General features: G+C 34.2%; 10 protein-coding genes, 3 tRNA genes and 1 pseudogene. 6 read left to right on the top strand and 8 right to left on the bottom strand.

The features are described 5' to 3' along the window. Positions 1-26 precede the first annotated feature (26 nt). The gene (locus tag FQT24_RS08050) at positions 27-2,669 is read right to left on the bottom strand and encodes a YhgE/Pip domain-containing protein (RefSeq protein ID WP_143952666.1); all 2,643 of its coding nucleotides are present in this window, start codon (positions 2,667-2,669) and stop codon (positions 27-29) included. A 127-nt stretch (positions 2,670-2,796) separates the two neighbouring features. Here FQT24_RS08050 and FQT24_RS08045 point away from each other — a divergent pair, with 127 nt between their 5' ends. Further along, complete coding sequence (locus FQT24_RS08045) at positions 2,797-3,339, top strand: TetR/AcrR family transcriptional regulator (protein WP_143952665.1); 543 nt, start codon at positions 2,797-2,799, stop codon at positions 3,337-3,339. Between the two features lie 40 nt (positions 3,340-3,379). Here FQT24_RS08045 and FQT24_RS08040 read toward each other — a convergent pair. From FQT24_RS08040 to rlmH, 7 genes and pseudogenes are all read right to left on the bottom strand, one after another. Next, positions 3,380-3,453 (bottom strand) — tRNA-Asn (locus FQT24_RS08040). A gap of 5 nt (positions 3,454-3,458) precedes the next feature. Continuing rightward, positions 3,459-3,530 (bottom strand) — tRNA-Glu (locus FQT24_RS08035). 51 nt (positions 3,531-3,581) lie between these two features. Continuing rightward, a pseudogene (locus FQT24_RS08030) lies at positions 3,582-4,236 on the bottom strand (response regulator). Further along, entirely contained in the window at positions 4,233-5,552 is a 1,320-nt protein-coding gene (gene comD / locus FQT24_RS08025) for a competence system sensor histidine kinase ComD (RefSeq protein ID WP_143952664.1), read from the bottom strand. The pseudogene FQT24_RS08030 and the gene comD overlap by 4 nt, the downstream one beginning before the upstream one ends. 20 nt (positions 5,553-5,572) lie before the next feature. Then, a complete protein-coding gene (comC, locus tag FQT24_RS08020) occupies positions 5,573-5,698 on the bottom strand; it encodes a competence-stimulating peptide ComC (protein WP_143952663.1) in 126 nt (41 codons plus the stop codon). 164 nt (positions 5,699-5,862) lie between these two features. Next, positions 5,863-5,936: transfer RNA gene (locus FQT24_RS08015), tRNA-Arg, on the bottom strand. Between the two features lie 43 nt (positions 5,937-5,979). Beyond that, on the bottom strand, positions 5,980-6,459 hold the full coding sequence (rlmH, locus tag FQT24_RS08010) for a 23S rRNA (pseudouridine(1915)-N(3))-methyltransferase RlmH (protein WP_143952662.1): 480 nt from the start codon (positions 6,457-6,459) through the stop codon (positions 5,980-5,982). 183 nt (positions 6,460-6,642) lie between these two features. Here rlmH and FQT24_RS08005 point away from each other — a divergent pair, with 183 nt between their 5' ends. The 5 genes from FQT24_RS08005 to FQT24_RS07985 all read left to right on the top strand — a co-directional run bounded on the left by FQT24_RS08005 (position 6,643) and on the right by FQT24_RS07985 (position 11,767). After that, positions 6,643-7,824 (top strand): serine protease HtrA, encoded by a 1,182-nt coding sequence (locus FQT24_RS08005; protein WP_143952661.1) that lies wholly within the window; start codon positions 6,643-6,645, stop codon positions 7,822-7,824. 56 nt (positions 7,825-7,880) lie between these two features. Beyond that, positions 7,881-8,639, top strand: a complete 759-nt coding sequence (locus FQT24_RS08000; RefSeq protein ID WP_143952660.1) for a ParB/RepB/Spo0J family partition protein — start codon at positions 7,881-7,883, stop codon at positions 8,637-8,639. 212 nt (positions 8,640-8,851) lie between these two features. Beyond that, the gene (dnaA, locus tag FQT24_RS07995) at positions 8,852-10,213 is read left to right on the top strand and encodes a chromosomal replication initiator protein DnaA (RefSeq protein WP_143952659.1); all 1,362 of its coding nucleotides are present in this window, start codon (positions 8,852-8,854) and stop codon (positions 10,211-10,213) included. Between the two features lie 158 nt (positions 10,214-10,371). Next, on the top strand, positions 10,372-11,508 hold the full coding sequence (gene dnaN / locus FQT24_RS07990) for a DNA polymerase III subunit beta (RefSeq protein ID WP_143952658.1): 1,137 nt from the start codon (positions 10,372-10,374) through the stop codon (positions 11,506-11,508). Between the two features lie 64 nt (positions 11,509-11,572). After that, positions 11,573-11,767, top strand: coding sequence for a DUF951 domain-containing protein (locus FQT24_RS07985; RefSeq protein WP_000285186.1), 195 nt, complete (start codon positions 11,573-11,575; stop codon positions 11,765-11,767). Positions 11,768-11,791 lie beyond the last annotated feature (24 nt).

The following is an 11,791-nucleotide window of genomic DNA, read 5'->3' as shown; positions in this document are numbered from 1 at the left end:
AAAAATCGACCAGTTGGTCGATTTTTTTAATCTTCTTCCATTTTCTTAGGTTGATAGGCTAGCATACCTAAACCAGTAAATAGGGCTAATATCACAACAAGGAAAATGACTTGATGATGAATATTTCCTGTCATAGAGATTGTTTGTCGTAATCCAGAAACTGAATAACTCATTGGTAACCAAGGATTAATGGCTCTAAAGAAATCATTTGTCAAAGCAAGTGGGTAAGTACCTGCACTTGATGCTAACTGTAATAAAAGCAAGATAAGAGAGAAGAAAGCTCCTATACGGCTATTCCATGTTGTTAAAGCGGTCACCATGGACATGAATACTAAACTTGTTATGATAATGAGAATAAATGTTCTCATCTCATGATTAGCCGTTAGACCAATAAGATGAACTCCTCCATATACCAAAATTCCTGACAAAACAGCTATAATACCATTTATTTCAGCTCGAGATTTTAACCAAGCCCAACGACTCTCTGGATGACGTCCTGAAGGCAACTTCGCAAAGATCATATTCGTTGATATTGCTGCAACAAAGAGAGCAACTGATATCATATAAGGAGCCATTGCAATTCCATTTACAGGAACTTGGTCATTGTCTGTTTTGGAAAGATTGAGTGGATTTGACAAAATCTCTGCATTTTTAGATTCCGTTGATGCTGATTTAAGTTGATCACTAGCATTACCTAGTCCTTGTCCCAAAGAAGCAACTCCTGTCTGTAAACCTTCCAATCCAGAAGTTAACTTTGTTCCACCTTCTGCAAGTTTCCCAGATCCATCTGCCAATTTATTAGCTCCACTTTCTAATTGAGAAGCACCTGAAATTAACTGACTGGATTTGTCAGCTAGTTGGCTAGATCCTGACTGCAATTTATCAACTCCTGCTATCAATTCTTGACTCTTTTGATTCAATTGACTGGAGCCAGTTGATAATTTTTCAATACCAGACACTAATTCTGGAGTTTTTTCAACTAATTGACCAACTCCTGCTGTCAAGTTAGATGATTTTTGTGTCAAGGTAGTTGAGCCTGAAACTAGTTGATCCAAACTACCTGTCAAGGTGGAATTCTTTTCACTTAGTTGACTTGCGCCTTGAGAAACTTTATCAACACCTGTAGTATATACCTTTACACCTAATGCAATCGACTGACTGTCAGGAACTAATTTGCTAGTAACAGCTCCTTGTATCTCTGTTAATCCACTTGACAATCCTGTCAAAGAAGTAGAAGCAATCGGTAATACTTGATTAGCTTGATTTTTTAAAATCGAAAGATTAGAAGATTGATTTTGTAAGTTTTCTAAACTTCCCTGTAAACCTTTAACTAAAGCTACAATTGACTGAGCCGATTGAATACTATCAGTCGAATTTTGAGATACAGAAGCACTTATTTCAGCTTGTTGCTCACTTGTCAAAGATTGATAAGCTGCTGTCGATTGAATATTGGCTAATGTAGTCGCTTTATCAGACTGAGCACTTGCTAACATTTGATTAGAAAGAGATACTATACTTGATAAAACAGAATCTAATTGTTTTGTATCTCCAACATCAATATTTTGAATGGCTTGATTTAACTGATTCAGACCAGAAGATAATTGATTAATTTGATCTTTTTGCTCAGACGAAGCATCTAACTTGCTAGAAAGTTGTTGAATCCCTTCACTTAATTGCTCCATACCCATTCGAAGTGTAGCTGATTGATTAGATAACTGATTAGCACCTGTTGCAAGACTTCCCACTCCGTTTGTATAAACACTAACACCAGATGAAAATTGATTAAGACCAGCATTAAGCTGAGAAACACCGCCAGTATAGGATTCTACACCAGTATATAACTGATTGATTCCCCTTACTAATTCAGGACTTTTAGAAGATAATTGACCTAATCCGTTATCTAATTGACTCACTGCACCAGTATATGTAACTAAACCACTATTAAAATTTCCTAAGCCAAGATGAAGTTGTTCGACACCAGAAACATAAGCAGATAATCCTTTAGTAAACTGCTCCGTTCCATTTGAAAATGTTAAACTTGAAGCTGCTAAAGAGTGTAGGTTGGTAGTTAATGTTTGACTTCCTGCCACTAACTGATTCGCTCCATCAGTTAATTTTTTACTACCAGAAGCTGCTTGACTCATACCATCCTTTAAATCGACCATTTTGTTAAATAAAGCTTTAGTATAGGTCTCGGTTACATTGGTAGAAACACTCTGCTTTAATTGTGTCATAGCAGAATCACTCATCTTGCTGGCAATAAAGCTATGACCACTTGAAGTCTGATAATCTACTTGCATTTGCTCTGGATTATCCGTTAAAATAGAAGCTGCTTTTTCAGATAAATCACTTGGTAAAGTTACTACCATATAGTAATCGCCATTTTCTAGACCCTTCTTACCTTCTTCTTCATCTACAAAATGAAAATCCAAGGTTTTATTTTCTTTTAAATTGGACACCATGTCTTTTCCTATTGTCATAGTATTATAATTATAGGAAGCCTCTTTATCATTATTGACAACTGCCACAGGTAAGTCAGACAATTGCCCATATGGATCCCACATTGATGACAAAAATATGATATTGTACAGAGCTGGAATAAGAGAAATCCCTATCATGACAATAATAAAGGTTGGTTTTTTAAAAATTGCTTTCCATTCTTTAAACATAGTTTCTCCTTTTTTAAACATATTGTCTAAAATTTTGATATAATAGATTATACATTAAAAAATCTAAATTACAAGATAAAAAATCCATTTTTAGACATATAGTCTAATTTGTTTACAAGGAGGAAATATGCAAGAAAGTAACAAACGCTTAAAAACAAAGCGAACTATTGAAAATGCTATGGTACAATTACTAATGGAACAACCATTTGATCAAATTTCTACTATCAAGCTAGCAGAAAAAGCCGGAATTAGTCGTTCCAGCTTCTATACTCACTATAAGGATAAGTATGATATGATTGAGCACTATCAAAGCAAATTATTCCATACATTTGAATATATTTTTCAAAAACATGCTCATCACAAAAGAGATGCTATTCTAGAAGTATTTGAATATCTAGAGTCAGAACCGCTTCTGGCTGCCCTTCTTTCTGAAAATGGGACCAAAGAAATCCAAAATTTCTTACGAAATAAACTTCATATCATGCTCAGTACAGATTTACAAAAGCGATTTATGCAACTGAATCTCAATTCCACTGAATTAGAATATAGTAGCATCTATCTAACTCACGCACTTTTTGGTGTCTGTCAAACTTGGATTGCACATGGAAAAAAAGAAAGTCCTCAAGAAATAACAGACTTCCTTATGAAGATGCTTGGTAATGCAAATTGATATAAAAAGAGGAACACAGTTGTGTTCCCTTTTATCTATACTCCGCCAGTAGGACTCGAACCTACGACATCATGATTAACAGTCATGCGCTACTACCAACTGAGCTATGGCGGATAAAATAGTCCGTACGGGATTCGAACCCGTGTTACCGCCGTGAAAAGGCGGTGTCTTAACCCCTTGACCAACGGACCTTCTATCTGTAGCAGATATAACCATTATATCAATTTCTTACTAATTGTCAATCACTTTTGAGATTTTTTCTCTAAAATATCTTTTAACTTTCTAATTTTTAACCTTGAAATAGGACAGCGATGGTCTTCATAGAAAACAACTTCTAGATTCTTTCGGTCAATTTCTCTGATATTGCCTATATTTACCAATAATGCGCAATTTATGAGAGACTCCTGTCGTTTCAATATACAAAATATCATGGTAAGGAATTTTTAAATCATTTCCCTTGTAATTGTAATCAAAATAATCTACCACATCTTCATTTTCAAGTAACATACTCTTCGTGTAGAAGATATTTTGCTCAATTCTCTTCTTAAACATCTCATCATTGATATCCTTATCAACAAAATCTAGGGCTGATACCTGGTATTTATAGGTCAAAGTCGCAAACTCTGATCTACTAGTGATAAAGACGATAATAGCGTAAGGATTGTAATGACGAATGAGTTGAGCCACTTCAAATCCCTTTTTCTCAATCCCATGAATATCGATATCTAGGAAATAAAGCTGATTTACTTCATCATTTTCAATGTATTCTTCAAATTCACGGACTTTTCCCGTTGTCTTGTATGATATTGGAATATTCGATTCTTTAGAAATTTCATCCAATATTCTCTCTAGTCTCACTTGATGTTCAATAACATCTTCTAAAATTAAAACTTTCATTCAAATTCCCTCTTAAATCTAATGATCTGTCTAAATGTACTGCCTTCCATCTCTGTTTCTAAAATAATATTGTTGTACTTATCTAGTAGTTCTTTCACATTATTTAATCCGACTCCTCGATTTCTTCCCTTAGTAGAGAATCCTAATGCAAATAGATCTCCTGAAGGAGTCATCGTCATTTTACATGAATTCTGAATCACAATAACTGTTTCAGTTTCCATCTTAATAACTGCTACTTCCATCTGCTTTTTATAGCTATCAGCTGAACCTTCAACAGCATTGTTCAATAAAACGCTCATGATACGAACCAAATCCAATAGTTCAATTGGGAGCTTGGTAATCGTATCTTTTACTTCCAGTGTAAACTCTACACCATTATTTCGAGCATAGACAATGGACTGAGCAACCAAACTTCGTAAAGCTGAATCTTCTATGTTGTTCAAATCAAAGTAAGTATACTTATCTGAACGCAGTTTATGATTGGCTTTGACCAAAACTTCATTGTAAACTCTGTCAATTTCCTGTAAATCACCACTGTCAATTGCCATCTGCATGCTGACAAGCATTCCAGCATAGTCATGTCGAAAACCACGGATTTCATTATACAGACCGACAATTTCATCTGTGTAATTCTGTAAATGTTTCTGTTCAAATTTCTTCTGCTTTAAAGCAATCTCTTTTTCCATTTGTTCTTTATGCGAATTCATTGCAAAGAAGGTCAAAAGTAGAGAGATAAAAACAATAGATGACAAAATACTTCCAAAACTATTCAAATGTTTAACCGTACTTACCATATCTGAAACGAAAGATGCAGTATGGAGCAGTAGTAAAGCAAAAAATACTTTTTTCAAGAAGGGATAAAGGTAGTCCTTGTCAAAATAGGCTAGTTCCAAATGGAAATAAGTAATAATTTTTTTGATTGAAAAATAAGTTAGTAATAGAACTATAAAATAGAAAATTTCTTCATGCTGGGATACTAAATAATCTCCTATAATTGAAGATAACGTTACAGATATAAAAGTATGGGTACCATTATATAACAAAGATAATAGTATACTAATAAAAATTCCCTTGTATGTTTCATATATCTTAAATTTTCTTAAATAAAAATATATAACTAATGGAAATAAAAATTTAACTAAACTAAAACCACCTCTATATACCATACTAGCAACTTCTTCAAGTATAAAAACTGATATACCTGTGTAGCATAAAAAAACTATATGCTCTTTTTTAGTTATTTTACAAATCCGTTCATAACTTTTGCTAACGATAAAAAAATAAACAATAACTATCCCAAATCCAAATAAATTCATTACTCTTTCCCCTTATTTCATTACTTTTTTCTTGGGAAAATAAAATCACGGAGATATTTTGATATCCTACTATCCCCACCTCGAATCTCCTGCAAGTCTTTTTCCTTCAAGGCTACAAACTGTTCCAATTTAACTGTGTTTTTCATAATAAAATCTCCTAAAATGTTTTTTCTTGTAAGCTAACTTACAAAAACTATTATACAAAATAGAATTTCGTTTTAGATAAAATTCTCTCAACTGTCATTTTTTTATCCCCAAGTGTACTTTTTTAAGAAAAAAGCCGGGAAAATTCCCAGCTTTGCTACTATATTGATCCCAGCAGGATTCGAACCTGCGACCGTTCGCTTAGAAGGCGAATGCTCTATCCAGCTGAGCTATGAGACCTAATACATCTATTCTACCAAAAATCCAATTGAAAGTCAATTTTCTATTTATGATAGGGTGATCCCTGCTGAATCGTAAAAGCCCGATAGATTTGTTCAACAAGTACTAGTCTCATTAACTGATGGGGCAAGGTTAAGCGGCCAAAACTAACAGAAAGATTGGCTCTCTTTTTTACACCCTGTGATAACCCCAGACTCCCTCCAATAATAAAGGTAAGAGTAGAAAATCCTTTTATAGAAGCTTCTTCTAACTGCTTACTAAATTCTTCTGAAGAGAAAGTTTTCCCTTCAATAGCTAACGCAATAACAAAATCACGGTCACCAACTTTTGATAAAATTCTCTGACCTTCTATTTCTAAAATCTTTTGATTTTCTAACTCACTGGCCCTATCTGGTGTTTTTTCATCTGCTAGCTCAATCATTTCAAGCTTAGCAAATCGAGAAATTCGTTTTGAATACTCTGCGATACCATCTTTTAAATACTTTTCTTTCAGTTTCCCAACTGTTACAACTTTAATTTTCATGAGTCTATTCTAACATATTCTCTATTTTTTCACATCTTATTCACAAAATAAAAGGTTAATCTTAGCCGAGAAAACCACAGATTTTTGAAAGTTATCCACAATCTGTGAAAAACTTTTATTTTTAAGTTATAATTAAGCTAGTCAGTTTATACTTTCATTAATTTAAAACATATGGAGGCAAATATGAAACATCTAAAAACATTTTACAAAAAATGGTTTCAATTATTAGTCGTTATCGTCATTAGCTTTATTAGTGGAGCCTTGGGTAGTTTTTCAATAACTCAACTCACTCAAAAAAGTGGGGAAAACAACTCTAACAACAATAGCACTATCACACAGACTGCTTATAAGAACGAAAATTCAACAACACAGGCTGTTAACAAAGTAAAAGATGCTGTTGTTTCTGTTATTACTTATTCAGCTAACAGACAAAATAGCGTATTTGGTAATGATGATACTGACACAGATTCTCAGCAAATCTCTAGTGAAGGATCTGGGGTTATTTATAAAAAGAATGACAAAGAAGCTTATATTGTCACCAACAATCACGTTATAAATGGTGCCAGCAAAGTAGATATTCGTTTGTCAGATGGAACTAAAGTACCTGGAGAAATCGTCGGAGCTGACACTTTCTCTGATATTGCTGTTGTCAAAATCTCTTCAGAAAAGGTGACAACAGTAGCTGAATTTGGTGATTCTAGCAAGTTAACCGTAGGAGAAACTGCTATTGCTATTGGTAGCCCATTAGGTTCTGAATATGCTAATACTGTCACTCAAGGTATCGTATCGAGTCTCAATCGAAATGTGTCTTTAAAATCTGAAGATGGACAAGCCATTTCTACAAAAGCCATCCAAACTGATACTGCTATTAACCCAGGTAACTCTGGTGGCCCACTAATCAATATTCAAGGACAGGTTATCGGAATTACCTCAAGTAAAATTGCCACAAATGGTGGAACATCTGTAGAAGGCCTTGGTTTCGCAATTCCTGCAAATGATGCTATCAATATTATTGAACAGTTAGAAAAGAACGGAAAAGTGACTCGTCCAGCTTTGGGAATCCAAATGGTCAATCTCTCAAATATTAATACAAGTGATATTAGAAGACTGAATATTCCAAGCAATGTAACATCTGGTGTAGTTGTTCGTTCTGTACAAAGCAATATGCCTGCAAATGGTCACCTTGAAAAATACGATGTTATTACAAAAGTAGATGACAAAGAGATTGCTTCATCAACAGACTTACAAAGTGCTCTTTACAATCATTCTATCGGAGACACCATTAAGATAACTTACTATCGTAACGGTAAAGAAGAAACTACATCTATTAAACTTGACAAGAGTTCAGGTGATTTAGAATCTTAATTGACATCTATGTAAAGAAGCTTTACATAAGAGAAAAGATGTGTTAGTGTAGAATCATGGAAAAATTTGAAATGATTTCTATCACAGATATACAAAAAAATCCCTATCAACCTCGAAAAGAATTTGATAGAGAAAAACTAGATGAACTAGCTCAATCTATAAAAGAAAATGGAGTCATTCAACCGATTATTGTTCGTCAATCTCCTGTTATTGGTTATGAAATCCTTGCAGGAGAGAGACGCTATCGGGCTTCACTTTTAGCTGGTCTAAGGTCTATCCCAGCTGTTGTTAAACAGCTTTCAGATCAAGAGATGATGGTCCAGTCCATCATTGAAAATTTGCAAAGAGAAAATTTAAATCCAATAGAAGAAGCACGCGCCTATGAATCTCTTGTAGAGAAAGGATTTACCCATGCTGAAATTGCAGATAAAATGGGCAAGTCTCGTCCTTATATCAGCAACTCTATTCGCTTGCTGTCCTTGCCAGAACAGATCCTCTCAAAAGTAGAAAATGGCAAACTATCACAAGCCCACGCGCGTTCTCTAGTTGGGTTGAATAAGGAACAACAAGACTATTTCTTTCAACGAATCATCGAGGAAGACATTTCTGTAAGGAAGTTAGAAGCTCTTCTGACAGAGAAAAAACAAAAGAAACTTCAAAAAACGAATCATTTCATACAAAATGAAGAAGAACAGTTAAAAAAACTACTCGGATTAGATGTAGAAATCAAAATGTCTAAAAAAGATAGTGGAAAAATCATTATTTCTTTTTCAAATCAAGAAGAATACAATAGAATTATCAACAGCCTGAAATAAGGCTGTTCTTTTATTTTTTTATCTCACAAGGTTATCCACTATTTTTTTCAATAAAAAACTTAATAAATCAATAGTTTCTGACTTTATCCCCAACCTGTGGATAAAACTTAATAACATTGTGGATTATTTTTCACAGCTTGTGGAAAATTCTTGCTATCTATGGTAAAATAAGTCTAGCATTAAACTTTTAAATAGTAAAGGAGGAGAGAGGATTGAAAGAAAAACAATTTTGGAATCGTATATTAGAATTTGCTCAAGAAAGACTGACTCGATCCATGTATGATTTCTATGCTATTCAAGCTGAACTCATCAAGGTAGAGGAAAATGTTGCCACTATATTTTTACCACGATCTGAAATGGAAATGGTTTGGGAAAAACAACTAAAAGATATTATTGTAGTTGCTGGATTTGAAATTTATGATGCTGAGATAACTCCCCACTATATTTTCACCAAACCTCAAGATACGGCTGTCTCACAAGTTGAAGAAGCTCCAAATTCAACTCTTTATGACTACAGTCCAAAGTTGACATCTATTCCTTATTCGGATACTGGATTAAAAGAAAAGTATACCTTTGATAATTTTATTCAAGGGGATGGAAATGTTTGGGCAGTATCAGCCGCTTTGGCTGTCTCTGAAGATTTGGCATTGACCTATAATCCTCTTTTTATCTATGGAGGACCTGGACTTGGGAAGACTCACTTACTCAATGCAATTGGGAATGAGATTTTGAAAAATATTCCTGATGCGCGTGTTAAGTACATTCCTGCTGAAAGCTTTATCAACGACTTTCTTGAACACCTGAGACTTGGTGAAATGGAAAAGTTCAAAAAAACTTACCGTAGCCTTGATCTCTTGTTAATTGATGATATCCAATCACTGAGTGGAAAAAAAGTTGCAACTCAGGAAGAATTTTTCAATACTTTCAATGTTCTCCATAGCAATCAAAAACAAATTGTTCTGACTAGTGATCGTAGTCCTAAACACCTAGAAGGCCTTGAAGAAAGGCTTGTCACGCGCTTTAGCTGGGGCTTGACGCAAAACATCACACCACCTGACTTTGAGACACGTATTGCTATTTTACAAAGCAAAACAGAGCATTTAGACTACCATTTCCAAAGTGATACCCTAGAATACCTAGCTGGTCAATTTGATTCAAACGTCCGAGAACTTGAAGGAGCCATCAACGACATCACTTTAATTGCCCGAGTAAAAAAGATTAAGGATATCACTATCGATATCGCTGCAGAGGCTATTAGGGCACGTAAACAAGATGTTAACCAAATGCTCGTCATCCCAATTGATAAAATCCAAAATGAAGTTGGTAACTTTTATGGTGTCAGTGTCAAAGAAATGAAGGGAAGTAGACGCCTTCAAAATATTGTATTAGCCCGTCAAGTAGCCATGTATTTATCTAGAGAACTAACAGATAATAGTCTTCCAAAAATTGGGAAGGAATTTGGTGGTAAAGATCACACAACAGTCATTCATGCCCATGCCAAAATTAAATCTTTGATTGATGAAGACGATAATTTACGTTTAGAAATTGAATCCATCAAAAAGAAAATCAAATAACTTGTGGATAACTTTTACTTTTTTATCTTTTTTATCCACATTTTTTAAACAAGCCAAAAAACTTGATATGACTTGTTTAAAGTCTGTTTTCCACAGATTTCACAGACTCTATTATTACTATTATCCTTCTAATACTAAAAATAAATAAAGGAGAATCCATGATTCATTTTTCAATTAATAAAAATTTATTTCTACAAGCATTAAATACTACTAAGAGAGCTATAAGTTCTAAAAATGCCATTCCTATTTTATCAACTGTAAAAATCGACGTGACCAATGAAGGTGTTACTTTAATTGGTTCAAATGGTCAAATTTCAATTGAAAATTTTATTTCTCAAAAAAATGAAGATGCTGGTTTATTAATCACTTCTTTAGGTTCGATCCTTCTTGAAGCCTCTTTCTTTATCAATGTGGTATCTAGTCTACCTGATGTAACTCTTGATTTTAAAGAAATTGAACAAAATCAAATTGTTTTAACAAGTGGCAAATCAGAAATTACCCTAAAAGGAAAAGATAGCGAACAATATCCACGAATCCAAGAAATTTCAGCAAGTACTCCTTTGGTTCTTGAAACAAAATTACTCAAGAAAATTATCAATGAAACAGCATTTGCTGCAAGTACACAAGAGAGTCGTCCAATTTTGACAGGTGTTCATTTTGTATTGAGTCAACACAAGGAGCTAAAAACAGTTGCAACAGACTCTCATCGCCTAAGCCAGAAAAAATTAACGCTTGAGAAAAATAGTGATGACTTTGATGTTGTCATTCCTAGCCGTTCTCTACGCGAATTTTCAGCGGTATTTACAGATGATATCGAAACTGTAGAGATTTTCTTTGCCAATAATCAAATCCTCTTTAGAAGCGAAAATATTAGCTTCTACACTCGTCTTCTAGAAGGAAACTATCCTGATACAGATCGTTTGATTCCAACAGACTTTAACACTACTATTACTTTTGATGTGGTAAACTTACGCCAGTCAATGGAACGTGCTCGTCTTTTATCAAGTGCGACTCAAAATGGTACTGTGAAACTTGAAATTAAAGATGGGGTTGTTAGCTCCCATGTTCACTCTCCAGAAGTTGGTAAAGTAAACGAAGAAATCGATACTGATCAGGTTACTGGTGAAGATTTGACCATTAGTTTCAACCCAACTTACTTGATTGATTCCCTCAAGGCTTTAAATAGCGAAAAGGTGACCATTAGCTTTATCTCAGCTGTTCGTCCATTTACTCTTGTGCCAGCTGATACTGAAGAGGACTTCATGCAACTTATCACCCCAGTTCGTACAAATTAAGTGAAAGAGGTTGAGCCTAGCTCGCCTCTTTTATGATATAATCAAAAAAGAAAAGGAGAGTAGTATGTATCAAGTTGGAAATTTTGTTGAGATGAAAAAACCACACGCTTGTACAATCAAGTCAACTGGTAAAAAAGCAAATCGTTGGGAAATTACACGTGTTGGGGCAGATATCAAAATTAAATGCAGTAATTGTGATCATGTTGTCATGATGGGACGCTATGATTTTGATCGAAAAATGAATAAAATTATTGACTGATACTCAATGAAAATCAAAGAGCAA

The sequence above is a fragment of the Streptococcus mitis genome (assembly GCF_901542415.1).
Classification (GTDB): Bacteria; Bacillota; Bacilli; order Lactobacillales; family Streptococcaceae; genus Streptococcus; species Streptococcus mitis_BL.
The sequence above is the reverse complement of the archived record's forward strand: the minus strand, read 5'-3'. Positions and strand labels throughout refer to the sequence as shown.

What these genes read in the sequence shown, in the direction of transcription:
- FQT24_RS08045 (WP_143952665.1), top strand. Translation starts at nt 2,797, where the DNA reads ATGCAAGAAAGTAACAAACGCTTAAAAACAAAGCGAACTATTGAAAAT.
- FQT24_RS08000 (WP_143952660.1), top strand. Translation starts at nt 7,881, where the DNA reads ATGGAAAAATTTGAAATGATTTCTATCACAGATATACAAAAAAATCCC.
- FQT24_RS08005 (WP_143952661.1), top strand. Translation starts at nt 6,643, where the DNA reads ATGAAACATCTAAAAACATTTTACAAAAAATGGTTTCAATTATTAGTC.
- FQT24_RS07985 (WP_000285186.1), top strand. Translation starts at nt 11,573, where the DNA reads ATGTATCAAGTTGGAAATTTTGTTGAGATGAAAAAACCACACGCTTGT.
- comD (WP_143952664.1), bottom strand. Translation starts at nt 5,552, where the DNA reads ATGAATTTATTTGGATTTGGGATAGTTATTGTTTATTTTTTTATCGTT.
- comC (WP_143952663.1), bottom strand. Translation starts at nt 5,698, where the DNA reads ATGAAAAACACAGTTAAATTGGAACAGTTTGTAGCCTTGAAGGAAAAA.
- dnaN (WP_143952658.1), top strand. Translation starts at nt 10,372, where the DNA reads ATGATTCATTTTTCAATTAATAAAAATTTATTTCTACAAGCATTAAAT.
- rlmH (WP_143952662.1), bottom strand. Translation starts at nt 6,459, where the DNA reads ATGAAAATTAAAGTTGTAACAGTTGGGAAACTGAAAGAAAAGTATTTA.
- FQT24_RS08050 (WP_143952666.1), bottom strand. Translation starts at nt 2,669, where the DNA reads ATGTTTAAAGAATGGAAAGCAATTTTTAAAAAACCAACCTTTATTATT.